The sequence below is a fragment of the Vibrio sp. PID23_8 genome, assembly GCF_003584965.1.
GTDB lineage: Bacteria > Pseudomonadota > Gammaproteobacteria > Enterobacterales > Vibrionaceae > Vibrio.
In genome coordinates, this window is sequence record NZ_LIXE01000003.1 from 345,176 (window position 1) to 371,640 (window position 26,465).

A 26,465-nucleotide genomic window follows, 5' to 3' on the forward strand; every position below is an offset into this window, starting at 1 on the left:
TTATCAGTATGAATATTGCCATTATTACAGCTTGCCCAAGTGGTGTTGCGAACAGCATCATTGCGGCAGGCCTACTAGAACAAGCAGCAGCTAAGTTGGGTTGGAACGCAAAAATTGAGTGTCAATCAAGCGTGGTTGAGCCAACACGGCTAACAGACGCTGACATTGAACAAGCAGAAGTGATCGTCATTGCGGCTAACACTCCAGTTGATACTTCTCGTTTCGTAGGTAAAAAAGTCTACCAAGCAGATATCAGCACCGTTGCAAAAGACGCATCTGCATTCCTACAAACTGCGGTAGAAAACGCAGCAACGCTAGAGCAAGCAATCACCGTTGCAGCGACAGTAGAAAGCGCATCAGCAACGAAGAAAATCGTTGCGATCACCGCATGTCCAACAGGCGTTGCGCATACCTTCATGGCAGCAGAAGCGCTAGAAGAAGAAGGCAAACGTCGCGGTCACCAAATCAAAGTGGAAACGCGTGGTTCAGTAGGTGCGAAAAACCAACTGACTGACCAAGAAATCGCAGACGCGGATTTGGTTATCATTGCGGCTGACATCGAAGTGCCGCTTGATCGTTTTAATGGCAAAAAGATGTACCGCACGAAAACCGGTCCAGCTCTGAAGAAAACCGCAGAAGAGATGGATAAAGCATTCGAACAAGCGACCGTGTACCAGCACTCTGGCGCATCTAGCGCTTCATCAGCCACAGACGAGAAAAAAGGCGCATACAAACACCTAATGACAGGTGTATCACACATGCTTCCTGTTGTGGTTGCTGGTGGTTTGATCATCGCCCTATCCTTCGTATTCGGTATCGAAGCGTTTAAAGAACAAGGTACGCTTGCAGCCGCGCTAATGAAAATCGGTGGTGACTCTGCATTCGCTTTAATGATTCCTGTACTTGCTGGTTACATCGCATTCTCTATCGCTGACCGTCCGGGTCTGGCTCCGGGTCTGGTTGGCGGTATGCTAGCAAGTTCGACTGGCGCGGGTTTCCTAGGTGGTATCGCTGCGGGTTTCATTGCAGGTTACGCAGCGAAGTTCCTTGCAGATAAAGTAACACTTCCCCAATCGATGGAAGCGTTGAAACCAATTCTGATCATCCCATTTGTTGCAACGCTATTTACAGGCCTTGTGATGATTTACATCGTGGGTGGTCCGGTTTCTGGCATCATGAATGCCCTGACTGACTTCCTGAACAACATGGGCTCTGACAGCGCAGTGCTACTAGGTATTATCCTTGGCGCAATGATGTGTTTCGACTTGGGTGGTCCGGTGAACAAAGCGGCTTACGCGTTCGGTGTTGGTCTGTTAGCTTCTCATACTTACGCACCAATGGCAGCAATCATGGCGGCGGGTATGGTCCCTGCGCTAGGTATGGGTCTGGCGACGTTTATTGCGCAGAACAAGTTTGAACAAACTGAACGTGAAGCAGGTAAAGCATCGTTCGTACTGGGTCTGTGCTTCATCTCTGAAGGTGCAATCCCATTCGCTGCGAAAGATCCAATGCGTGTTATTCCTGCGTGTATGGCAGGTGGCGCTCTAACCGGTGCTCTATCAATGCTGTTTGGTGCAAAGCTGATGGCACCACACGGTGGTCTGTTCGTACTGCTCATCCCTAACGCTATCTCTCCAGTATTGATGTACTTGGCAGCCATCGCAGCAGGTACAGCGGTAACGGGTTTCACTTACGCATTCCTAAAGAACAAAGCAGAAGCAAAACAACAAGCAGCCGCTTAATCAATGCTGAGCAGCTTATGCTTACCTAGTTTACGAGTGCTTAGCCTTTATAATGCCTCTCTCGATTTGGCATTCGACACCTCCCTCTAGCTTCGGCTTAGGGAGGTGTTTTTTATTGGGTGCATAAAACACAAAGGGCGACACACTTTTCACTATTAGTGGTCGCCCTTTTCTTATGCTCTCTATGCAGTGGTCGGTTTAATCCTGAACAGTGGCAAACATGACTGGCACAACGATCAGTGTCAGCACGGTAGAAAAACCAAGGCCAGCCGTAATCGTAATCGTAAAGGTTGAAGCTTCTAATCACCCAAATGCGAGAAACGACGTTACTCCGCCAACCGCGAGGAGATCGATGAACAGCTGGCTTTGACCATATCAGCCGCGACAAGATCGTTAACGACAAGTAACTTTACCGGTTTGATGAGTGGTTCCTATGGTTCTGATACGGCTTTATTACAACCCGCTAGCATCACTGAGAGGCCCAATGATGCAAGAGACCTGGCCACAAGACGCCCAGCACCGTGATAAATTGCTGATCAATCACTGAGGTCTGTTCAATACGATCATGGCAAACCAGTTTGGCATCGCAAAAGAAGACATGCTTCAGCCAGCGAAACTAAGCGATATTGTTATTGAAGTACGCTGCCCTATTGATGAGTTAATCGCTTAATCAACGTCTTTCAAACGAACATAAAAAATGCCGAGCTTGCTGCTCGGCATTTTTTATGTTTTATCATTTCAGAGAGTGCGACACGGCGGTTATACAGCGCGTGGAGAGTAGATTCCTAGTCTCGCTTGAGCTCGCTGGAATGACAACACTAGTTTAACTAAATCAATAAATTAAACTAATTAACCGCGGTAGTAACGTTGTGGTACGAATGGCATTTTCTCTACCGTCATTGGTAGCATTTTGCCGCGTACTTCTGCAAACAGCTCAGTGCCAATAGCGGCTAAATCCGCACGCACATACCCCATTGATACTGGCTTGCCCGCATTAGGACCCGCTGTACCACTGGTTACCACACCAACCTTGTTGCCGTCCGAATCAAACAACTCAGCACCTTCACGCACTGGCGCTTTAGTTTGACCAACCAAGCCGATGCGCTTACGTGCCACATCTTTCGTCTCTATCTGCTTAAGAATGATGTCTGCCCCCGGGAAGCCCCCCGCACGTTCACCGTCCGTACGACGCACTTTTTGAATACCCCATAGCAGGCTTGCCTCTACAGGTGTCGTTGTGGTGTCTAGGTCGTGACCGTATAAGCACAGACCACACTCAAGGCGTAGTGAGTCACGCGCGCCAAGGCCGATCCACTCGACTTCTTCTTCGCCCGTCAGTTTACGTGCAAGTTCTTCTGCTTTGTCAGCTGGTACCGAGATTTCGTAACCATCTTCGCCGGTGTAACCACTACGAGAAACAATGCACTCTACGCCAAGCAGTTCAACTTTACGTACATCCATAAACAACATCTCTGCCACTTCTGGAGCAAAACGCGCCAGCACTTGTGCCGCTTTAGGACCTTGAATCGCAAGCAGTGCGCGATCATCAATGATTTCCAGCTCAATACCAGATGGAAGATGCGCTTGAAGGTGTGCAATGTCTTGCTCTTTACAGGCAGCGTTCACAACAACAAACAGATGATCGCCAAGGTTCGCCACCATCAAGTCGTCCATGATGCCGCCTTGCTCATTGGTAAAGAACGCGTAACGCTGCTTGCCTGCACCTAAATCAACAATATCCACCGGAACCAATGTTTCTAGAAATGCTGCTGCACCATCACCAATCAAACGAAGTTGACCCATATGAGAAACATCAAACAGACCTGCCGCGTCGCGCGTGTGTAAATGTTCTTTCTTTACGCCCAGTAGGTATTGAACAGGCATGTCGTAACCCGCGAACGGGACCATCTTTGCGCCTGCTTCAACATGAAGTGCATGCAGTGGTGTTTTCAGAAGTTCTTGAGTCATTTTCGTCTCCATTTAGATAGACCCGATGATGCTGTCGGCATTCATTGTATTTCCAATAATAAACACGGCTGATTCAATTTTGCACGAACAAGACATCACTCGACGTTCAAAAATGTGATTTTTAACATTTTTATCACAACAAAGCGCACAAAAAATACGCTTTTATGAGTGATATACCATCAACAGAGCGTAATATTAACGTATTCAAAACGAATAGCAATCGTTTGCTTTCGCTATAGGAAATTTACAACTACTTATCACTATTTGGCCGTTACCCACAAAATGTGCGCATCTTCCTCACTCACACTGGTCAACATATGGCCCATGTTCGCGTCATAATACACACTGTCGCCTTCGCTTAATACAACAGGCTCATAGAACTCAGAATAAAACATAACCTCACCGGATAAGATGAGCAAAAACTCTTCTCCATCATGGCGAACCCAATCTTTGTATTCATCAAAACTGCGAGCTCGAATTTGGCTCTTAAACGGCATCATTTTTTTATGGGAAAGTTGCGTCGCCAGCAGCTCATGTTCATAGGTTTGCGTTGGGTGCGGTTTACCCTCTTTCTTTTTAGTGACATCCCTACGCCCTGTCGCCACCTTTTTTCTCGGCGGTTCAAATAGTTGCGGCATGTCAATTTGTAAGCCATGCGCCAATTTTTGCATTGCTTGGAAGGTAGGAGAGATCTGCTCGTTTTCAATCTTACTCAGTGTAGAGCGCGCAAGACCAGTACGTTGGCTCGCCTCTTCTAAAGTAATACCAAGTTTTGAGCGGATATCTTTAATGCGCTGACCGAGCTTAAGCGGCTCTATGTTCTTATCATTATGCTCTTTCGCCAACGTCATCGACGGGTATTCATCGTATACACTTTCTGCCATAAATCCCTCTTTAAAAATTCCATTATCCCTTCCTATTTAGCATTGTGCATGAACCCTATAGTGGATAAAAGTCCACCACGTTAATTAAAGCGTGCTCTTGTTAACAAAACCAGAAATCTTGTTTCCTATAGGAAATTTCGGGTTGATTATTCATACTGCAAACGCTATGTTACCAACTTGTTAGATGCGGAGATGCACATTTCTGTAAGAGATTGGATACGAGAAAGCACAATCCGACGGCGTTTGCCCACTTATTTCGGGCCGAAGTTCACTCTGTTCTGCTTTGCAGTTCAGCTGTTTTGAGGATAAATGAGCCACCATCGCAATCAAACAACTATTTCTACTGCGGGTTCATTTTACAATTTTGAAGGTCAACTACCATGAACAAGAGTTACCCTAACTACAGCTTGGAAAACTTTTTCTCTACCAACCTCTCTGCGACAGATGATGCGGTTTTTGCAGGCATTCAGGCAGAATTCGCTCGCCAAAACGAACAAATCGAACTTATCGCTTCTGAGAACATCGTGTCTAAAGCGGTAATGCAAGCTCAAGGCACATGCCTAACCAACAAATATGCGGAAGGTTATCCAGGTCGCCGTTACTATGGTGGCTGTGAGCACGTTGATACTGTGGAAACCATTGCTATCGAACGTGCAAAAACGCTTTTTGATTGTGAATACGCAAACGTTCAACCACACTCAGGCGCACAAGCAAACGGCGCAGTAAAACTGGCACTGCTACAACCTGGCGACACCATTCTTGGTATGTCTCTTGACGCTGGCGGCCACCTCACTCACGGAGCACGCCCAGCGCTTTCTGGTAAATGGTTTAACGCAGTGCAATACGGCGTGGATCGCGATACACTCGAAATCGACTACGAAGACGTTCGCCAACTGGCACTTGAGCATCAACCTAAAATGATCATCGCAGGTGGTAGTGCTATTCCACGTACTATCGACTTCGCAAAATTCCGTGAAATCGCCGACGAAGTTAACGCGATTCTAATGGTCGACATGGCCCACATCGCCGGTCTTGTTGCGACAGGCGCGCACCCTAGCCCACTTCCTTACGCACACGTCGTAACAACGACCACACACAAGACACTGCGCGGTCCACGTGGCGGTATGATTCTGACCAATCACGAAGACATCATTAAGAAAATCAACTCAGCGGTATTCCCAGGCTTACAAGGCGGTCCACTGATGCATGTCATCGCGTCTAAAGCGGTCGCATTTGGGGAAGCGCTTGGCCCTGAATTTAAAACTTATATTGATTCGGTGATCAATAACGCAAAAGTTCTAGCGGAAGTATTGCAAACTCGCGGGTGCGACATCGTAACTGGTGGTACTGACACGCACCTCATGCTGGTTGACCTTCGCCCTAAAGGCTTGAAAGGCAACCAAGCAGAAGAGGCGCTAGAGCGTGCAGGCATCACATGTAATAAAAATGGCATCCCATTTGATACAGAGAAGCCTATGATTACATCGGGCATTCGTTTAGGAACGCCTGCGGGGACAAGCCGCGGCTTTGGCGCTGAAGAATTCAAACTCATTGGTAACTGGATTGGCGATGTGCTGGATGGTTTGGTTAACAACCCTGAAGGTGACGCAGAAGTCGAAAAACGCGTTCGCAAACAAGTCAAAGAACTTTGCAACCGTTACCCTCTTTACCAATAAAACGATTTATTAGATCAGAATATTCCTGACAAGTTATTTGGAGATTAAGCAATGGACAAAACACTGAAGTTTACAGATAGCCATGAGTGGGTACGTGACAACGGTGACGGCACAGTAACTATCGGTATTTCAGAGCACGCGCAAGAGATGCTAGGTGACGTGGTATTCGTTGACCTGCCAGAAGTGGAAGATGAAGTCGAAGCAGGCGAAAGCTTTGCTTTGGTGGAATCTGTAAAAGCCGCTTCAGACATCTACTCACCAATCACAGGTGAAGTCGTTGAAATCAACGAAGAACTAGAAGACAGCCCAGAGCTAATCAACGAAGACCCATACGAAGGTGGTTGGATTGTGAAAGTGAAGCTTTCAGACCCATCTGAGTTGGATGACTTAAAAGATGCGGAAGAATACCTAAGCTCTATCGAAGAAGAGTAATTAGGACAATACGAAAGCTGTCCCCTTAACACCAAGTGGGCAGCTTTTTTTCTAGGTTCGGACGTATAATTAAATGTGTCAGATGACCATTTCCGATACCCGAACCAAGGAGTAGGTAAAGGACAATGACTGAATTACTTCAAAGCCTCAGCACACAAAACGAGTTCGTTGCTCGCCACAATGGACCAAACAAATCTGATCAACAGAAAATGTTGGAAGCGATCAACGCCGTTAGCCTTGATGCGCTTATCGACGAAACCGTACCAGCGCAAATTCGCCTAGAAAAACCACTCACACTGGCAGAAGCAAAAAGCGAAGCCGACATGCTGGTTGCAATGCGCAAGTTCGCTGATCAGAACCAAGTTAAACGTACCTTCATTGGTCAGGGTTACTACAACACCTTCACGCCTAACGTGATTCTACGTAACGTGATGGAAAACCCGGGCTGGTATACCGCTTACACCCCTTACCAACCAGAGATCTCACAAGGTCGTCTAGAAGCCCTTCTAAACTATCAACAAATGGTGATGGATCTAACGGGAATGGAAATCGCGAATGCGTCATTGCTGGATGAAGCAACGGCAGCGGCAGAAGCGATGACACTTTGTAAGCGTGCGGGTAAGAGCAAGAGTAACGTATTCTTCGTTGCTGACGACGTTCATCCACAAACCATCGAAGTGGTAAAAACGCGTGCGAAATTCATCGGTTTTGAAGTCTTAGTCGGTTCTCTAGACTCACTACCAGAGCAAGATGTATTCGGCGCACTCGTTCAATATCCTGGCACAACGGGTGAAGTTCGTGACCTAACGGATATCATCGCAAAAGCACAAGCGAATAAAACGCTGGTAACTATCGCGACCGACCTATTGGCTTCTGCCCTACTAAAACCTGCGGGTGAAATGGGCGCAGACGTGGCAATTGGCTCTGCACAACGTTTCGGCGTGCCTATGGGGTACGGCGGTCCACACGCAGCCTTCATGGCAACACGTGACAAGCACAAGCGTACTATGCCAGGTCGTGTTATCGGTGTTTCTATCGATACTAACGGCAACCAAGCACTGCGCATGGCAATGCAAACGCGTGAGCAGCACATCCGCCGCGAAAAAGCGACATCAAACATCTGTACCGCTCAAGCACTGCTAGCCAACATGGCTTCTTTCTACGCGGTTTACCACGGCGCAGAAGGTCTACGCACTATTGCACGTCGTACGCACCACATGACAGCAATCCTAGCGGCTGGCCTAACAAAAGGCGGCTTTGAGCTTGCTCACAACAGCTTCTTCGACACCATCACCATCAACACAGGTGCACAAACCGAAGATCTATACGCGAAAGCACTAGCCGCAGACATCAACCTGCGTAAGCTTGGTACTCAGCTAGGTGTAAGCTTCGACGAAACCACAACTGTGGCAGACGTAGAAGCCCTATTCGCGGTATTCGGTGTGAAAGAAGACGTGGTAGCACTATCCACTGAAATCGCAGGTAACGAGTTTGCAGCCATTCCAGAAGCTCTGCGCCGCACAACAGAGTACTTAACTCACCCTGTGTTTAACACGCACCACAGCGAAACACAGATGATGCGTTACCTGAAACAGCTAGAGAACAAAGACTTCTCGCTCACGCACGGCATGATCCCTCTGGGCAGCTGTACGATGAAGCTGAACGCAGCAGCAGAGATGATTCCGGTAACTTGGCCTGAGTTTGGTTCGATCCACCCATTCGCACCAGCAGAACAAGCCGCTGGTTACGCAGCGCTAGCAAAAGATCTTAAAGAGAAGCTATGTGAAATCACAGGCTACGACGCATTCTCACTGCAACCAAACTCTGGTGCATCGGGTGAGTACGCAGGTCTTATCGCGATTCAACGCTACCACGAAAGCCGTGGCGAAGGTCACCGCAACGTATGTTTGATCCCAAGCTCTGCGCACGGTACGAACCCTGCGACAGCGTCTATGGTGTCAATGAAAGTTGTCGTGGTTAAGTGTGATGACGAGGGCAACATCGACATCGACGACCTAGCAGTGAAAATCGAAAAGCACAAAGACAACCTATCAAGCATCATGATCACTTACCCTTCTACGCACGGCGTATATGAAGAGCAAGTGAAAGAAGTGTGTGAAATGGTTCATGCTGCGGGCGGTCAGGTTTACCTAGACGGCGCAAACATGAATGCACAGGTTGGTCTAACAACGCCGGGCTTTATCGGCTCAGACGTTTCTCACCTAAACCTACACAAAACCTTCTGTATCCCACATGGTGGTGGCGGTCCGGGTATGGGGCCTATCGGTGTGAAATCACACCTAGCGCCTTTCCTACCAGGCCACATTGAAAATGGTGCAGACGGCGAAAACTTCGCAGTATCGGCAGCGGATATGGGTAGTGCATCTATCCTGCCTATCTCTTGGGCTTACATCGCAATGATGGGGGAAGCAGGCCTTACTGACGCAACAAAAGTGGCGATTCTGAACGCCAACTACGTGATGGAAACGCTGCGCCCACACTACCCTGTTCTTTACCGTGGTACGAATGGCCGCGTCGCGCACGAATGTATTATCGACATTCGTCCACTGAAAGAAGAAACAGGCATCAGCGAAGAAGACATCGCCAAGCGTCTTATGGACTACGGTTTCCACGCACCAACCATGTCGTTCCCTGTAGCAGGCACGCTAATGGTTGAGCCAACGGAATCGGAAGACCTAGAAGAGCTAGACCGCTTCTGTGATGCGATGATCGCAATCCGTGAAGAGATGACGATGGTTAAGAACGGTGAATGGCCGCTGGATAACAACCCGCTTGTTAATGCGCCACACACTCAAGTTGACCTTGCGAAAGAAGAATGGAATCGCCCTTACTCTCGTGAGCTTGGCTGCTTCCCTTCTAAAGCAACCAAATCTTGGAAATACTGGCCAACAGTAAACCGCGTAGATAACGTATACGGCGACCGTAACCTAATCTGCTCGTGCCCAAACATCAATAACTACGAAGATTAATTTTTGCAGTGATCACAGATAACCAAGTTGGAAACCGATAACTAAGTTGGAAACTAACTTGAATAACAAAAGGCGAACCAAATGGTTCGCCTTTTGTCTATGTGCCGTTTTTAGTCTCGTATGACTTCATATTTGAGGTACTAAGAACTCAGGTCGTTCTACCCCATAATCATAATCAGTGAAAGAAACTAATCCACAGCTAACAACCTGATTATAAACTTCATCACTTAAGAGTATCGACGCGTCTTTAATAAAATAAGCGCTCTCTTCAATAGCAACTGACAAATTAAATTCAAGAAAATAAAATCATTAACGCTCAGTGTTAATAAATAACCTATGTCCATTATATCGTTCAAGATTAGTAATCTTATCTCATTTCAAGAGCTCATTCTGGCACAATCTGAACACTTAGAGTAAAATATGGAAAGAGAAAAAGTATTGGTTCAGGTGTTCGGAATCAACCGTAAATAATCGCTCGCAATCACCGAAATACGCAACAAAGTTGCTTAAAGGGGATGATAATAATATGGCCACCGTCTATGTAAGCATTGGAAGCAACATTAACCGCGAACATCACATCACAGAATCTATCCATGCATTAAATAATCGCTTTGCACCTCTGCGCATTTCTAATTTCTACGATTGCCAGTCTGTTGGTTTCGAAGGGGATAACTTTCTAAACCTCGTCGTTGGATTCGAATGTGACCTCCCTGTCGCACAACTGGCTAAGGTTTTACATCAAATCGAATTAGAGAATGATCGCAAGCGTGAGACGAAAGCGTATGCTTCACGTACTCTAGATATCGATATCCTTCTTTATGGTAATCAAGTAGGCATTATCGACGGAGTAGAGCTGCCTAGATGCGAAATCACCGAGTACGCTTTTGTGCTTCGACCTTTAGTCGATGTTGCCGCGCAAGAACTTCACCCCACTCTAAACATCTCTTTTCAGCACATCTGGAATAACTTCGATCAGTTGAGTCAGAAAACCGAACTTATCCCTTTTAAGCTCAGTTTCACTGAGTCCTTGCAACTGCCGTAAGAAAGAACGACTGACATTTACTTCTAAGGATCGGAAACTGCTATGAATCACAACGCCATTATTACCATTACAAATCTCAGACTAAGAACTTTTATAGGTTTCAACGAAGAAGAGAAAACTAAGCAGCAAGACATCATTATAAATGCAGAAATCCATTACCCCGCGAACAACCTTTGTCTCGCAGACGATGTGGACCATGCACTTAACTACAAAAACATCTGCAAAAGAATTATTCAACATGTCGAATCCGGAAGATTTTTGCTTTTAGAAAAGTTAACCAGCGACGTACTCAGCATTTGTATAGATCATCCATGGGTACGATACGCTCAAGTTAGAATTGATAAACCTCATGCTTTACGTTTTGCCGACTCCGTCTCGCTCACCCTGAGCTATGAGGCAGACCACGACAATAATTCAAAAGGAGCGAATAAATGCTAACCACTGAAGCTGAAAAAGTAAGAGAAGCTTTGCTCGCAAGAGGACTAGAAACACCGATGACACCAAGCAAAATGGACAATGATGAGAAGTACAGCCGCATCAAAGGACTTTTAACTGAAGTTGTCAGTACTCTTGGACTGGATTTAACCGATGACAGTCTCGCTGAAACACCTCACCGCATTGCAAAAATGTACGTTCATGAGATATTTTCAGGGCTCGATTACAATAACTTTCCAAAAATCACTGTGATAGACAACAAAATGTCTCTTAATGAAATGGTTAAGGTATCAGACATAGATTTAACATCGACGTGCGAACATCACTTCATCACCATCGATGGTTTAGCACAAGTTGCCTATATCCCTGAATCCAAGATTCTCGGGCTGTCTAAAATAAACCGTATTGTTCGATTCTTCGCTCAGCGCCCTCAGGTCCAAGAACGCCTTACTCAGCAAATTCTGGTCGCGATACAGACTCTAGTTGAAACAGAAAATGTTGCCGTAACTATAAAAGCAACTCACTATTGCGTTAAATCCAGAGGCGTCATGGATGCAAACTCAGAAACCTCAACAACCGCTCTCGGTGGTATTTTCAAAACTAATCCTCAAACTAGAGCTGAGTTTTTACGATGAATGAAACGATTCTAGTAACTGGTGTGGGAAAGCGACTAGGCTTCGCACTGGCGCAGCAACTGTTATCGGACGGTTACAATGTCGTTGGTACCTACAGAAGCTGCTATCCTCAACTGCAACTATTGCGCGACAATGGGGCAGACTTGCAACAGGTAGACTTTTATCAACAAGGTAGCTTAGAGGGCTTTCTTCATTACGTTGGTCAAGAATATAAAACACTTCGAGCCATCATACATAATGCATCCGACTGGAAGTCGGAGAACAAGAATAATCCCATTGAGAACGCATCACAAATCATGAGCCAGATGATGACGCTTCACGCTACCGTGCCTTATCTGGTCAATTTAACACTCAAAGACAATCTGATGTCTGGCGATAAAACTTCGGACATTATTCACATCAGTGATTACGTTGTGGAAAAAGGCAGTAAGAAACACATCGCTTACGCTGCAAGCAAAGCCGCACTCAACAACCTGACGCTTTCGTTCTCAGCGATGCTGGCTCCAAAGGTGAAAGTCAATACTATCTCTCCAGCCATGCTTAAGTTCAATGAACATGACGACGAGACGTACAAGTCCAAAGCTCTGCAAAAAGCACTGATCCCCAAAGAGGCGGGCTTTGAAGAAGTGATAGATGGCATCAAGTTTGTTTTGGCTAGTCACTACATGACAGGAAGAACTTTGCACCTTGATGGCGGCAGACATTTGAAGTGAAGAAGTCCTTGTATTTTAAGCTTACGGTCAACATCTCTGCGAAAACCTAATTCTGGATAAGGCTTTACTGATGCCGTAGAAATGTATAGGAAGCAGAGAGCAGATTACATCATGGCGCGAGCAGTAAAAGCTCATAGGGACATCGGATATATGTCAGCGAACCGAATCAGTTCTTGCAATCACATGGGCGTCCATATATATCCAACTGCGATTTATGCCTTTCAATGATATTGTTTATCAATGATACCGCATAACAATGCAGGTGGTATTTGGTGGTTAGAAATGCCGATTTTGCGCGAGAATGGGAGAAAGCGAGCATCGATGTGCGTAGTCTGCCATTAGCACAAGTCGGGTTATTTTCTGACAGGGATTATCAGTGTTCTGTTGCGCAAGTTTGAAAAGGGGCAAATATGAGTTGAAAGTACAAGCATCGTTAGTCAGTTGTTTGGATCTCGTTATTCTGAACCGCAAGGGAACGTGCATGATTGAAAATCTACTAACCACATGCTGTGTGGCTCAGTTTGCCTATTAGCTTGGAAGCGCGTTTTCTGATATTCCTTGCCTCGCTTAGACTCGCTAGAATACCCGAGAATAGATCAAACAAGGCGACCCAAATAACTCGCCTTGCACAAAACTCGGTTTTGGGTAAAGCCCCATTGCGCGCGATAAGGTTAATTAGCTTTTGATGCCGCGTGCTGCTCTAACATGAACCCGATCACTTCTTCATTTAAGCAAGATTTACTGATGTATTGACGTTGCTTACCCAGATGGAGGATAAGGCCCAAATCGGTTTGTTCTAGTTGGTCGATTTCTTTCCAAGCAATGCTGCGATCGATTTTACCGCTTTTGTAATTCACACCGTTCTCGTTCACTTGAAACACCACTTTTTTGCCGCGGTTTGAGCTGATGGTTTGTCGCCATAACCACCAAGTTCGCTTAAAATAAACACTGAACGCTTCAATAACACTCAATACGATAAAGAACCAACCGACGTAACCGTTAGGTAGCAGCTCAAATTCCAATAACACCACACCGAAGATAAGAAAGAGGATCCCTTTCAGATAAGCTTGTGGGAACTTAGGTGGCTGGCTAGTTTGATCATAACACTCCGCAAAGAAAGGCTTGTCGAGTGTGTATTCTGTGGTGAATTCGAAATCTTTAGACATGTAGGGTTACTTTAAGTTTTCTGTGAATGAGAATTCTTGGTTATGCTATTGCAATACGAGCATTGTAGCGCTTCTCGAGACTAATCTTTAGCTATTTTGATTCTGTTTTGTAAGTCAATAATACCGAAAGCGCTAGAAGACCGCGTTGAACTTGCCAAGAGCAAACAAGGCGAACCATTCGATTCGCCTAGTCACCACTCATCATGATTTTATTTTAGTGGGTCATTGTCTGGCAACGCACTATGAATCCAAAGAGCCAGTCTGTGTTTGATATTTGCGCCGTCGAGCTTGTTATCAGGTAATGGCGTGATCTGCTTGGCATCGACCAAGAATAGGTAAATCGCTTTTACTCTAACAGGTTGTGGTGACTGAGGAAGATCAAAGCCTTGCAACTTCGCCATCTTCCCGCCAATCTCTAGTGCCTTTTTAACCAGTTTGTCTTCATTGTGAAGCTTGGCGCTTTTTGCCATTAATAGAATCCTCTTCTTCGCTTGGACTAAGCATACATTAAGTGTCGCCAACGGCGTGTTATTAAGCTCTCATATTGATAAGATTTCGCCACATTATTCAGTAAGCGATTAAAACGCCCGAATCAATCAACTTCTCTATCGGGAAGAACGCGTTAAGTTGCAACGGTCATCAAATACCGGACACAGTTTTTATCGATAGCTTAGAAGCGCGCTGTGTGAGATTCCTAGTTTCGCTTGGACTCGCTTGAATGACCGCCTTGAGTAATGCGGTGTTGACTCCTCAAGAGTGCGCCGTGAGCTTTCTTTTTCTATCGCTTTCGATGATACTCTGCACATTCTTGATTGATTGGAAAACGTCATGCCTCAAGCAAATTCCGTGGTCGTACTCGACTTTGAAACCACTGGCCTCTCTCCTAATATGGGCGATCGTGCCATTGAAATTGGTGCGGTGAAATTAGTCGATGGTGAGGTTATCGATAGTTTTCAGCAGTTGATGAATCCGGGCTTCAGAGTAAGCTCATTCATTGAAAATTACACGGGTATCACCAATAACATGTTACGCACTGCACCCGGTTGTGATGAAGTAATGGCATCGTTTAGTGAATTCATTGCCGGGGAGAACCTTATCGCTCACAATGCATCGTTCGATAAACGATTTTTAGATGCCGAGCTTGAGAGAATCCACTCTGGTTATTCCGGCGAGTTCGCTTGCTCCTTGCTGGTGGCAAGACGATTGATCCAAGATGCGCCATCGCACAAACTGGGGGAGCTTATTCGTTACAAAAACATCGTCAATGACGGTGTTTTTCACCGCGCTTTAGCCGATGCCCAAATGACCGCCAACCTTTGGCTGAAAATGATAGAAGGCTTAGAGCAATCAGGCATCGCCAAGCCAAGTTTTCAGTTTATGCAGACCATTAGCAAAACAGCAAAAGGCAAAGTAGATCTGCTACTCGCTAAACACCTCGCTTAATTCATTCCCACTCAAACGCTTCTCTAGTAAGCATTAGAGGGCGTTTGAGTTACCTTCTCAGGCGTTAATGTGAATTTCAAGGTGCTTTTGGGGAGTCACCGTTTTAGAGCATTCATACCTATCGCAGCAAGTACATGATCAGAATTCGCGTTCCAGCAATCTAGGGTGAGCAGTTATGTACTTCAATTGGTATCACTTAGTATTTAACGGTTTTTCGCCACTCATTGGGGGTGACTTGGCATTTTTTTCTTGAATTGCTCGCTGACTACAATTTTTGCGCTAGCCTCCTAATTTTACTGCTATTATTAGAACGGATGTCTTTTTCGTTATTAGTATTGATTGATGAAATTGCCTAGCCCCTAGGCACTTTGATAATAATGCAACCTTAACCGAAAGGTGCGCAATATGATTGGCAAGGGATACAAAAACTACATTAAATCAGCTCAAACTAGAGACGCTCGCACCTTTGATATTATTATCATTGGCTCAGGAACCGGAGGCATGAGTGCAGCCTCCTTTTTAGCCCAGACAGGAAAACGCGTCCTTCTGTTAGAGCAACACAACGTACTCGGGGGATATACCCATACGTTTGGCCGCAAGGGATATTCCTGGGATGTGGGTCTGCACTATGTGGGCCAAGTTCATATCGAGGGAACGACATTAAACAAGGTCTTTCGCTATATTTCGAAAGACACGCTCAAATGGGCTCCCCTTGATGACATTTATGACCGAGCGGTCTTTGGCAAAGATGAATTCCAGTTCCCTAGAGGGCGAGAGAACCTTAAGAGCAAGCTAAAGCAATACTTCCCAGAAGAACAGGATAAAGCCTCAATCGATACGTACTTCTCTTTACTCGATGAGGCACAAAAACTCGGTAGCGGTTATTACATTGAAAAAACCCTCCCTCCATTTCTGTCAAATCTCTTTGGCGATTTTCTTCGTCGCGGCACGCTCAAATTCTCCGACAAAACCACATTAGAAGTATTAAGTGGGATTACCGACAATCCCAAACTGATTGGGGTATTGACCTGTCAATATGGCGATTATGGTTTAGAACCGTCAAAAAGCAGTTTTTACATGCATGCATTGCTTGCTAATCACTATATCGAAGGGGCCGCTTATCCAGTAGGCGGAGCATCGAAACTTGCCGAGTGCATCGTTCCGATTATTGAGCAATCGGGAGGTGTGGCCTTAACACAGGCCGACGTGCGTGAAATTATCATCGAGAACAATAGAGCTGTTGGCGTGCGTATGAATGACGGGGAAAGGTTTTACGCCACGACGATTGTTAGCGCCACTGGTATTGTGAACACCTATTCGCATTTATTGCCCAAAGAGGTGTGTCAGAAGCATCAGTTAGACAAGCTTATTGACAAGTTAGAACCTTCAACGGCGCATGTCGGATTATATATTGGTATCAAAGAGTCCTCTTCAACGTTAAATTTACCCAAATGCAATTACTGGATTTTCCCGCAGCAGTACAATCATGATCAAGGGCGAGCCGAATACAAGGATTTTGCCTCCACGCTTCCAGTATCTTTTGTCTCATTCCCTTGGGCAAAAGACCCATCAGCAGAACAAACTCATCCCGGAAAAAGCACCGCTGAAGTTGTGATTTTGGTGCCCTATAACTGGTTTAAACAATGGGAAGCGACCAAATGGCATAACCGTGGCGAAGAATATAACGCACTTAAAGAACGATTAGCGCAGCAAATGTTGAAGCAGCTCTACCGCGTGGCACCGCAGCTTGAGGGCAAGGTCGATTATTACGAAGTCTCTACCCCACTCAGTACGCGTCATTTCTCGTACCACGAGCAAGGAGAGATCTATGGTATTGCCCATTCACCGCAGCGCTTTAGGCAAAAGTTCCTGCGCGTTCAAACACCGATATCTGGACTATTTCTTTCGGGGCAGGATGTCATGACAGCAAGTATCGCGGGGGGCACCATGGCAGGGTTGCTGTGCGCGTCGACAATTTTAAAGAAAAACCTTCTATGGACAGTCCACAAAACAATAAGATAGATCTCAATCAGCGTATTGCCATCCTTGGTGCGGGTGCTGCGGGGCTCAGTGCTGCAGAAGCCCTGAAGCAAAAAGGCTATAAACACATCACGGTCTTCGAGCGTACCGATCACGCTGGCGGAAAGTGCCTGAGTGTCGAGCTCGGCTCAAAAACCTACGAACTCGGGGCGGGTATTGTCACGGAGAATAACACCGTACCGCTCCAGCTAGCCAAACAATATGGGATCCCCATCGAGCAGGTTCGTTTCGGCCAAAGTATTTATGTCGACAAAAACGGCCAACAAATCGCGACACAGTCACTGACGTTCAAGCTCAAAGTGCTCTGGCAACTGTTTTTCCGTTACCGGCGTATTCTCAAGCAATACAGAGCGCTGGAATCACCCGGGTTTCACAATCTTTCCCCGGAGATTACTGTGCCGTTCGACCAATTTGCCAAAGAGAAAAAAATGACTGACTTGGCCAACATCTTCAGTCTGTTTCTTTCCGGGTTCGGCTATTGCTACTCCGATCATGTGCCAACGGCTTATGTATTGAAATATGTCAACAGGAAGACCATCGTAGCTTACTTAAAAAGCCAAGTTTATCTCTTTCCCGATGGTATCCAGGAGCTATGGACACGAGTCGCAAAAGAGCATGATGTCCGATTTGAGGCTGAGATTACCCAAATCAACCGAGGCGAAGTCATCACCATTCATTCGCAGGTAGGTGCAGAAGAGTTCGATAAGCTTATCGTTACCTCACCATTGGATGAGACGGCGTTATTTATGGACTTGAGTGTTCAAGAGCAGATGCTATTCGAAAAAATCATGTATCTTGATTATCAAACCATTCTTTGCACGGTGAACCATTTCGTTGAAAAGACAGGCTACGTACCTGAGAACTTCATTCGGGAGCGAGAGGGTCATCCCGTTTTCTGGTATTACAGACAAGCCGGACAGCCAATCTATTCTTTTTATGTTCTAACCGATAAAAACATCAGCGAAAAAGATGTCACTGATAACCTAAGAACGTTTGTTCGCCAAATGGGCGGGGAGATAGAGTCTATTCATCAATTTATTCATTGGAAATACTTCCCTCATGTCGATTCCGCTGAAATGAACGACGGGTTTTATGACAAACTCGATAAGATGCAAGGAAATCAGCACACCTACTATGCTGGCGAAATACTCAATTTTAGCTGCGTGGGATTTACGAGCGAATATGCTGACTATATCGTACACCGATATTTTTAATTGAACGGTTCTTAATGGCCAATCAAACCTTATCCCCAAGTAACCTCGAGATGCTAAGTTCATCGAGAATGCGTTGCTTGTAGACGAGGCAACGATTTGAAGATCTAGGGATTCTAAATTAAAAATCGTTAACAATGTATACAAGCCAAAGTAACTCATCCTATCACTTAATCGTGGGTGCTCACTGGTCTAACTCTCCAAAGTCGCATACTATGCCAAGTACCTACAAAGCTTTGTGAGCCACTCATGGGCAGTAAAAATAAAAAGAACCTCGGTATTCTCCTTAAACTCAACGCCTTTGTGTCACCCTATAAATGGCGGGTTTCCGCTGCCTTAGTAGCACTGGTTGCGACGGCAAGTCTCACCTTATCGGTTGGCTATGGCGTACGCATTCTGATTGACCAAGGATTTGCTCAGCAATCATTGCAAGAGCTCACTAATGCGATTCAGTTTATTGTGGGTGTCACGCTGTGTATTGCGGTAGGTACGTTCTTCCGTTTCTATCTTGTTTCATCGGTGGGTGAACGCGTCAGCGCCGATATTCGCCTTGCGGTGTTTAACCATGTGATCACACTGCACCCTAGCTACTTTGAGACCAACAGCAGCGGCGATATTATGTCGCGCCTCACCACGGATACCACGTTGCTACAAAGCATTATTGGCTCGTCGTTCTCTATGGCGATGCGCAGCGCCTTAATGTGTTTTGGCGCGATCATTATGTTGTTTGCGACCAACTTTAAGCTCACGTTGATTGTGCTTGCTTCCGTGCCATTCGTGTTGGTTCCTATTTTGGTTTACGGACGACGAGTACGTGCCCTATCGCGCCAAAGTCAAGACTCCATGGCCAATGTCGGCAGTTATGCGGGTGAAGCGATAGAACATATCAAAACGGTGCAAAGCTTTAGCTCAGAACAACATGAGAGAGCCGCCTTTGCCGTTGAAGTAGAAAGAGCCTACGAGGTAGGTAGACAACGAGTAAAGCAGCGCGCGATTCTGATCTCTGGCGTTATTGTGATTGTGTTCAGTGCCATTGCTGGCATGCTTTGGGTTGGCGGTAGTGACGTAATTAATGGCAAGATGTCGGCGGGTGATCTAGCCGCATTTGTGTTTTACGCCATTATGGTGGCCTCTTCTACCGCAACCATTTCAGAAGTGTTAGGCGAACTGCAACGAGCCGCAGGCGCAACCGAGAGATTGATTGAAATTCTACAAGTGGAGAGCGATATCAGCGCGCCAATCAACCACTTGCCAATCAGCGAAGATATGCCTGCTGAAGTGAGATTTCACTCAGTGAACTTTAACTATCCTTCTCGCCCTGACCAACCTGCTATCAAGGGGTTAAACCTGACGGCAGAACAAGGCAAGGTGTTGGCGTTGGTTGGCCCTTCTGGTGCGGGTAAAACGACACTATTCGAGTTACTGCAACGTTTTTACGACCCGCAGCAAGGGCAAGTGCTATTTGGAGGAGAAGACATTCGACAGTTCGATCCAAACGATCTTCGCCGTCAAATGGCGTTGGTACCTCAGCAACCAGCGTTGTTTAGCCACGATGTGTTCCACAACATTCGCTACGGCAACCCAGACGCCACAGACGAGCAAGTGATTGAAGCGGCAAAGAAAGCCCATGCGCATGAATTTATCGAGAAGCTGCCTGATGGCTATCGTAGCTTTTTAGGTGAGCGCGGCGTAAGACTGTCTGGCGGCCAAAAGCAGAGAATTGCCATTGCTCGTGCGATTCTTAAAGATCCGAAAATCTTATTGCTTGATGAAGCCACCAGCGCACTCGATAGTGAAAGTGAACACCATGTCCAGCAAGCGCTTGAGGCGTTAATGGAAGACCGTACGACCTTGATCATTGCACATCGCCTATCCACCATCCAACATGCGGATAAGATTGCGGTATTAGACGGTGGCGAGCTGATTGATATCGGCAATCACCAATCATTGATGCAAAGCTGTGAGTTGTATCAGCGATTGGTCGCGTTGCAATTTAAACATTTAGATTAACACTTGCTTAAGCTCGCTATAAACAATCCAAATTTAAAAAGGCGAAACCAATTGTTCGCCTTCGTTCTAAGTTTATATATAACGCATTAAAAATACTCATCTTTATTTCTGCCCTCCCATAGCTCATAATTTTTCATAACTCTGGAAAACTGCGGACTTTGTATGTAACCATTCAGCCAAACTTTTAACTTCACGTATGGGCTTTGACGAAACCACTGCTTATCAATGCGAGCATATTTACGTAGAAATGGCAGTAGTGCGATATCGACTAAACTCTCTTGATCCGAGAACAGAAATGAATGCTCAGTTAAACGCGCTTCAAGCTTGGCAAGTTCGATTTCACACGCTTTACGTAATTCATCCGTATTGTCTTCATGGTAGCGTTTAGCACACCCAAAGATATTGAGTGCCGGGATGAAAGTTCGTTCGAAGTCTTCGATTATAGAGCGCATTATAGGCAAGGCTTTTGGATTATCACCTTGTAACAAGCCATCCGGATCGTTTTGAGAAAGTGCCCAAATCATGATATCTAGACTTTCTTCCAACACCTCAGTTGCTTTTGGTGTATTTCTATTCCCTAATGTGGATTTGGGCATGACTAAAACGGGCACACTCCCCTTTGGTGATGCTTCTAACATCTCTGTTGGTTTGTTATCGAGCTTGATTGACCGAATGAGTACGCTCTGATGCGCCTTAAGCAGAGCAAACCGAGCGCGAATGGCATAAGGGCAATTGTGCAGTGAATAGAGAATGGGGGCCGAGTTGTTCTCCATATGGGGCTCCGTCAACAGTTGCATCTCTCAATTTAACACCCACATCAATCAAAGTCGGTGAGCATACCGAGAAAAGCTTCTCGTGATTCTGAGCTATTATCACGATGCGTTTTGTATTCGGCGTGTGCATGGGCCGTTGCGATTGGTGATAACTGAATGCTCCATAGCGCATTGACCTCATTTGGTACGACTGAATAACGTACATCAATGATCCGCAGTTTATCGCTAGGATCTTGCGCAACATAGCCATTAGAAAACCATCGAAAGCGTTCGATGTCTTTGGCTTGTTGTGATTTTGGGTCAAGCCACGGGAAGTCTCTATTGACGTCTAGCTTGGCAACGGATTCTCCAGGATAGGATTTGACTGTCGCTCCTACCCTTACTGCATCGATGTGGTAGTGCCCTTCCGTTTCATACACGATTTTCCAAACCAATATGTTGGCAAACGTAGGTTTTGCCGCCAGCCGTATCGGTGTATGCTGCCTTTCTTGCGCTAACTCCCATCCTGCGACTTCAGCTTTGTCTCGCTGAATCATCCCTAACGTTAGGTAAACCAGAGCCCAAAGAAAAGCGATACGAGCATACCAAGGGTTTCGCTTCAATGTTGCAAAAGAAACGAGTATCAATATGGGCAATGTAAATGCAGGATCGATAACCGAGACGGTATTCCATGCATAACGTAGGTTGCTTAGCGGCCAAAATAGTTGGGTGCCATAACTGGTGCAAGCATCCAGCAGCGCGTGAGTGCCATAGCCTAACGTGCAATAAAACCAACTTTGTTTAAACGTGAGTCCACGCCTTTTTGCAAATAACGGATGTAAAACCAAAGTGCAAATTAAGCTACCAATGGGAATAAACAACAGTGAATGAGTAAACTGTCGGTGATACTCCAACACTAACAATGGGTCACTCGATGAACGGATAAGTACATCTAAATCCGGAGCCATTCCAGCAAACAATCCTAAAACGCCAGCGATAACCAACTGTCCCCTTTTACTTGCCGACTGTGGTAACGATGCACCCAGTAAACCCTGCGTTAATGGATCCATAACTTACTCACGCCAAGGCTATCTCTGTATACACAGATAAAAGCGCTGCAGTAATAAATCGAGCGTAAAAACTGGGGAGTCTTTGGGCATAAGTTTTCCGTATTTAGTTGAATAGCCATCACACATTAAAGGGATTGAAAAAAAACATTTCCATTTTAGTGTAAGAAGGAATGGTGCTGTTCGCTAGTTGGTGATCATCCGAAGTGGGTACTGTCGCTCTAACACGCAGCGTTATTGAGGAGGCCACCAGCTGAGATTCTGGCCAAATCAGTATTTATTCATTTAAAAAGGCGAAAGCAGGTTCGTTTCTAGCCCCGGAATAGAACAAGGCGAACCTTATGGCTCGCCTTTGTTTGCGGTCAACGTCTAAAAACCAGATCAAGCTTAGTCTTGAGAATTCTCTTTCGCGTTGATTTCAGCGTAAGTGTGTAGAAGCTCGGTCAGTGTTTTAACCCAAACAAATACGTCTGTCGGTGTGTTTTTGAGTAATTTTTCAACTTGCGCACAGTGTGTTTCAAGCGTGATCGCTTCTTCCAAGTTAAATGAGATCGCGTAGAAATGCCAAAGAACGAGACGTGTCATTCGCTCGCTGTTTTGCTTCGCGTTGTCTGAGTCATCGAACGCTTGTTGAATTTCACTCAATGCGATTGCCGTCATACGTAACATGGCATCAAGGCGTGCTGTCAGCATGCGCTCTTCACTATCCACTTCTTCTTGTTCAAAAGTAAATAGCTCATTCATCACGTCTTCTGGCACCATTTTACTGATCATGCGAGCACTAAACTCTTCCAGTTCATGGCGAGGCATGGTTACAAGACAATCAAAGGTGTAATCACGAAGCATAAAATCACTCTACATCAGTTATAACTTTTAGTTTGCGCATTCTAAGCGCTGAGATTTCAATTACCACTTTTTATTCTTATCTATCGCACGAAACGTAGCAAATTTCGTGTGAACGTCTCTCTGCGCCCAGCTTAGATAAAGCTGGGCTAAAACTATGTAGAGATATGTTGTTGTATATCCCAAATCACCATAAGTGAATGAAGCGTTGATTCGCTCTACATCACCATAGCATAATAGCCCCACTCCCCTGAGCATTGGTAAAGTACAGTCTTGTTCTTACAATGTACTTACGACCTTTATGCAAATGAGTTTCGATTCTAGCATTAACGTCAAAACCTGAATCATCATCGCCTTCGATGTATTCTTCGACACCATCTCTAAGCTCAAACAACACCATTACGGTGTCCATTTTGCCAAATGTTTGCAATGTATATTTTCTAGTCAAAGACGGTTTAATAATGAAATCAACTTGCTCTCCTGCTTTAATAGTAATCCTTTGAGACTCATATTGACGAAGCTCTGGGAGCGTTGCTTTCTGCTCAGGATATAAGGTTGTCACAGTTTGTATGTCGATTGGTGATAACCCCCCCTGAGGAACCAATGGTTGTGTTTTATATATTGCTGGATCTTTGATTAGGCCTGCCTCAAATTGATAGTGCATAATTGAATCTTTATCCCAATCGGAACCATCAACGGAGTTAGGTGGTATTTTTCGAATAATATTCCTATAGGTTGTTTCTCTTGACCAAAAGTTAGGAGCCCCCCCTAAACTTTCATACACTTTTTCCTCATCCCACACGATCCCAGCACGCGGGTTTTGATGCTCATGCGGAAACCCAAGTATATGTCCGATTTCATGTAAAGCTGTGTCTCTCCCATACGGGGTTGTTAAGTCCCAACCATAATTCGTTGTTCTTTGGTTAGGGCTCGTTACAAAATCAATGCAGTCACGCCCAACGTATGACCAAGAACCATCCGATTGATCAAAACCAATCCGAATCATTGCTTCTTCAGCATGCTGGACTTCTCTGAATATTAGGCCAATTCCTAACTCTTTCCACATAGCAAAGGCATCCCTCACGGCATCTTCTTGGCCACTTCCTCCTCTCCATATTGCTGGCTCTTTAAAAAAGTAGTAAGTAAGTTGAGTTCCATTAACCCACATCCGGTCCAACTTGGCGATGAGACGACACAAAATGCGGCCGCAATGGATTGGTTCGGCAAGTTAAAGCATATTAAGGGCTTACCTTTGAGATCACCACTCCTACTATCCCAGAAGCAAACAAGGCGCCTACTCAAGAATGGTTTTGTGGTTAACAATGTTGAAATTGAGCACAGAACAAAGTATTGGCTCTTTTATGAAATGAAAGCGAGTGTGTTTAAGGGATTAGCTGATGGCGTCGAGGCGTTTGTGATTAGCTTAACGAATCTATCGGTAGGTATAGAACTCAAACGGTTAAGTTTTAAGCCAACCATGACCCGCTGACAACATTAGCCAGTCGTTCTAAAGCATTGAGGGTATTGCAAGCCAGGCATGAGCAAGGTCGTTCGCTAGGTTTTATCCGTTTTTGATTCACTATTTTCAATAACGTTGGCGACATCTTGCGTCTCTGCATCCACCCACTTCATAAACACTTGGTATCCTGCTGCTAAGAACGCCGCGCCAATAAACATACCCAAAATACCGCCCGACATCATACCGCCAATGGCACCTATAAGAACAATTGGCATCGGCACTTCCAACCCTCGACCTAAGATCAATGGTTTTAAAAAGTTATCAACTAAACTCGCAACGATCAGTAATATGGTAAAAATCACATTGTGCACTGTGCCACTATCACCAGACCACAATAAGCCAACTGCAACTAACGCGATGATGGTGACGGGCAATTGAACAATCGCAAATATCAGTGCGACAACGGCAAATAACGCAGCAGCTGGCACACCAGATAAGGCAACAACAGCACCAAACACCATCGCGGTTAAAAATGCGATACCGATAATGCCCACTGCCACTTGTCTGATGGTGGCGGTTGTCAGCTTGTGTAGCTCTGGGCCTTTGGCTTCGTCCGATAAGCTGATAAAAATTTTACGAATGGATTTGGCGGCAGGTTCTGCCCATGCCAACATGATACCCGCGATAATAATGGCACCGATCAGCAATAATACGTTCTTTGCCGCGCCACTTGCTGCATCCACAAACCAATTCAACGCCCCTTTCACCTGAGGTTGACGTTTTTCAATAAACTGCGGCAAATCATTCGATGCCTCAAACCACACAGCATGCAACTTTTCCCCCACAACCGGCCACTCTTTGACACTCTGCGTTGGGGGGGTGATGACTAACGTTCCCTCTTGGTAGGCATTAAATGAACCAAGAGTTTTGGATGCTAGCGAGTTGCCAACCATTGCGGTTGGCGTACCCAATATTAGTGCGCCAATAAGTGCTATCACGGTTGCTGAACGCGCTGATGTCCAACCTAATTTAGCTTGTATAAATTCACTAAGGGGATAAAGCGCAATCGCCAATACCAAAGCCCAAAGTAAGATTGGAAGAAACGGTAAAAATGCCCAACTACAGACAATCACAATAAACGTAATAACCGAGAATCGGATCAGAGAAGCTGTAAACGCTTTTGACAGTATTTTCTCTAAATGCTCATTTGAATTATTCAACTGCTTATCCTTTTGGTTTATATCCAACACAGTATTTGACGATGTACAACGAAGCGCAGTAACTGACACAACCTTTTATCACATTACGATATTAAAAATAGTACATATCGACTTATATCCAACAAGTTACTTAACTTCTTTATCATTTCATTTAAGTGGTTGAACGCACACTTACAAACTTCTCCATGATGTTTGCAATCACACCCATTGTGTTTCTCTCTCCAATTCTAGCTCGCCAGCCTAGATTGAAATTTCACGCAATATTTCAAACCCTGTCAGCGAAAAACCAACTGAATCCACAGTATGCACACATAACAACGCGATATCGTCACCCTTTTTATTTTTTTATGGATTTTATTATGCGTCTTTCCGCTCGCTCGCTTCTGCTGGCTGATTCTTTGTCTGTGTTTTTCTTCTTCGTCATTCGCTGAACAGAAGGCTCGCTTTCCAACCACCAAGGATTGGCTAACTCATGCTTCAAGCGGATTAGCACCCTACTGGATGCAAAAACAAGCCCTTGGCGTACCTATCGGGAACTTTTCGATGTGTTGATGGCAGGTTCCTTGACGTGAACAATGTCTGTTCTGAACTCAACCACAGTTCGATTACACCGCACTTCGACTGTGAATATACACGCATGAAGTCTCGGCAAACGTACGCCTACGGTGTACTGTTTCATTTAACTGGCGATCCCAGGATGGCAGAGCCGGCCTAATAAGAATAGAAGTTCATCTTGG

At 45.5% G+C, this 26,465-nt stretch carries 21 protein-coding genes and 2 pseudogenes; 13 read left to right on the top strand and 10 right to left on the bottom strand.

What is annotated here, in order from left to right; translation table 11 throughout:
- Positions 1-8 precede the first annotated feature (8 nt).
- A complete protein-coding gene (fruA, locus tag AK966_RS08160) occupies positions 9-1,742 on the top strand; it encodes a PTS fructose transporter subunit IIBC (RefSeq protein WP_119463920.1) in 1,734 nt (577 codons plus the stop codon).
- Between the two features lie 182 nt (positions 1,743-1,924).
- On the opposite strand, the pseudogene AK966_RS20430 reads toward fruA, so the two are convergent.
- A pseudogene (locus AK966_RS20430) lies at positions 1,925-2,033 on the bottom strand (AcrB/AcrD/AcrF family protein); the annotation flags it as partial.
- A 190-nt stretch (positions 2,034-2,223) separates the two neighbouring features.
- Here AK966_RS20430 and AK966_RS08170 point away from each other — a divergent pair.
- Positions 2,224-2,412 (top strand): annotated as a pseudogene (locus AK966_RS08170) (TetR/AcrR family transcriptional regulator); the annotation flags it as partial.
- 179 nt (positions 2,413-2,591) lie between these two features.
- On the opposite strand, the gene gcvT reads toward AK966_RS08170, so the two are convergent.
- Both gcvT and AK966_RS08180 read right to left on the bottom strand, forming a co-directional pair.
- Complete coding sequence (gene gcvT / locus AK966_RS08175; RefSeq protein WP_099077688.1) at positions 2,592-3,710, bottom strand: glycine cleavage system aminomethyltransferase GcvT; 1,119 nt, start codon at positions 3,708-3,710, stop codon at positions 2,592-2,594.
- Between the two features lie 260 nt (positions 3,711-3,970).
- Positions 3,971-4,594: a helix-turn-helix domain-containing protein gene (locus AK966_RS08180; protein ID WP_099077687.1), complete on the bottom strand. Its 624-nt coding sequence runs from the start codon at positions 4,592-4,594 to the stop codon at positions 3,971-3,973.
- A gap of 380 nt (positions 4,595-4,974) precedes the next feature.
- Between AK966_RS08180 and AK966_RS08185 the strand changes: the two genes are divergently transcribed.
- From AK966_RS08185 to folM, 7 genes are all read left to right on the top strand, one after another.
- On the top strand, positions 4,975-6,270 hold the full coding sequence (locus AK966_RS08185) for a serine hydroxymethyltransferase (RefSeq protein ID WP_119463921.1): 1,296 nt from the start codon (positions 4,975-4,977) through the stop codon (positions 6,268-6,270).
- Between the two features lie 51 nt (positions 6,271-6,321).
- Entirely contained in the window at positions 6,322-6,702 is a 381-nt protein-coding gene (gene gcvH / locus AK966_RS08190) for a glycine cleavage system protein GcvH (RefSeq protein ID WP_119463922.1), read from the top strand.
- Positions 6,703-6,827: 125 nt separating this feature from the next.
- On the top strand, positions 6,828-9,692 hold the full coding sequence (gene gcvP, locus AK966_RS08195) for an aminomethyl-transferring glycine dehydrogenase (RefSeq protein WP_119463923.1): 2,865 nt from the start codon (positions 6,828-6,830) through the stop codon (positions 9,690-9,692).
- Between the two features lie 526 nt (positions 9,693-10,218).
- Positions 10,219-10,734, top strand: coding sequence for a 2-amino-4-hydroxy-6-hydroxymethyldihydropteridine diphosphokinase (folK, locus tag AK966_RS08200; RefSeq protein WP_099077683.1), 516 nt, complete (start codon positions 10,219-10,221; stop codon positions 10,732-10,734).
- A 42-nt stretch (positions 10,735-10,776) separates the two neighbouring features.
- A complete protein-coding gene (gene folX, locus AK966_RS08205) occupies positions 10,777-11,172 on the top strand; it encodes a dihydroneopterin triphosphate 2'-epimerase (protein WP_119463924.1) in 396 nt (131 codons plus the stop codon).
- Positions 11,166-11,804, top strand: a complete 639-nt coding sequence (folE, locus tag AK966_RS08210; protein WP_099077681.1) for a GTP cyclohydrolase I FolE — start codon at positions 11,166-11,168, stop codon at positions 11,802-11,804. The genes folX and folE overlap by 7 nt, the downstream gene beginning before the upstream one ends.
- A complete protein-coding gene (folM, locus tag AK966_RS08215) occupies positions 11,801-12,517 on the top strand; it encodes a dihydromonapterin reductase (protein ID WP_099077680.1) in 717 nt (238 codons plus the stop codon). The genes folE and folM overlap by 4 nt, the downstream gene beginning before the upstream one ends.
- A 671-nt stretch (positions 12,518-13,188) precedes the next feature.
- On the opposite strand, the gene AK966_RS08220 is transcribed toward folM, so the two are convergent.
- The gene (locus AK966_RS08220; RefSeq protein WP_119463925.1) at positions 13,189-13,683 is read right to left on the bottom strand and encodes a YcxB family protein; all 495 of its coding nucleotides are present in this window, start codon (positions 13,681-13,683) and stop codon (positions 13,189-13,191) included.
- Between the two features lie 209 nt (positions 13,684-13,892).
- Entirely contained in the window at positions 13,893-14,153 is a 261-nt protein-coding gene (locus AK966_RS08225; protein WP_099077678.1) for a DUF5062 family protein, read from the bottom strand.
- A gap of 358 nt (positions 14,154-14,511) precedes the next feature.
- On the opposite strand from AK966_RS08225, the gene AK966_RS08230 reads away from it, so the two are divergent.
- From AK966_RS08230 to AK966_RS08245, 4 genes are all read left to right on the top strand, one after another.
- Positions 14,512-15,126: a PolC-type DNA polymerase III gene (locus tag AK966_RS08230; RefSeq protein ID WP_099077677.1), complete on the top strand. Its 615-nt coding sequence runs from the start codon at positions 14,512-14,514 to the stop codon at positions 15,124-15,126.
- 405 nt (positions 15,127-15,531) lie between these two features.
- The gene (locus AK966_RS08235; protein WP_099077676.1) at positions 15,532-17,148 is read left to right on the top strand and encodes an NAD(P)/FAD-dependent oxidoreductase; all 1,617 of its coding nucleotides are present in this window, start codon (positions 15,532-15,534) and stop codon (positions 17,146-17,148) included.
- A complete protein-coding gene (locus AK966_RS08240) occupies positions 17,121-18,380 on the top strand; it encodes an FAD-dependent oxidoreductase (RefSeq protein ID WP_119463926.1) in 1,260 nt (419 codons plus the stop codon). The genes AK966_RS08235 and AK966_RS08240 overlap by 28 nt, the downstream gene beginning before the upstream one ends.
- Before the next feature lie 246 nt (positions 18,381-18,626).
- A complete protein-coding gene (locus AK966_RS08245; RefSeq protein WP_119463927.1) occupies positions 18,627-20,387 on the top strand; it encodes an ABC transporter ATP-binding protein/permease in 1,761 nt (586 codons plus the stop codon).
- An 86-nt stretch (positions 20,388-20,473) separates the two neighbouring features.
- Here the strand turns inward: AK966_RS08245 and AK966_RS08250 are convergent, their stop codons facing one another.
- The 5 genes from AK966_RS08250 to AK966_RS08275 form a co-directional block, all read right to left on the bottom strand.
- Positions 20,474-21,160, bottom strand: a complete 687-nt coding sequence (locus AK966_RS08250) for a glutathione S-transferase (protein ID WP_099077673.1) — start codon at positions 21,158-21,160, stop codon at positions 20,474-20,476.
- A 44-nt stretch (positions 21,161-21,204) separates the two neighbouring features.
- Positions 21,205-22,209 carry a metal-dependent hydrolase gene (locus AK966_RS08255; protein WP_099077672.1) on the bottom strand — a complete coding sequence of 335 codons (1,005 nt, stop codon included), beginning with the start codon at positions 22,207-22,209 and terminating at the stop codon, positions 21,205-21,207.
- Positions 22,210-22,593: 384 nt separating this feature from the next.
- A complete protein-coding gene (locus tag AK966_RS08260) occupies positions 22,594-23,052 on the bottom strand; it encodes an exoribonuclease R (RefSeq protein ID WP_099081080.1) in 459 nt (152 codons plus the stop codon).
- A 220-nt stretch (positions 23,053-23,272) separates the two neighbouring features.
- A complete protein-coding gene (locus tag AK966_RS08265; protein WP_119463928.1) occupies positions 23,273-24,217 on the bottom strand; it encodes a hypothetical protein in 945 nt (314 codons plus the stop codon).
- Positions 24,218-24,603: 386 nt separating this feature from the next.
- A complete protein-coding gene (locus AK966_RS08275) occupies positions 24,604-25,728 on the bottom strand; it encodes an AI-2E family transporter (RefSeq protein WP_099081077.1) in 1,125 nt (374 codons plus the stop codon).
- Positions 25,729-26,465 lie beyond the last annotated feature (737 nt).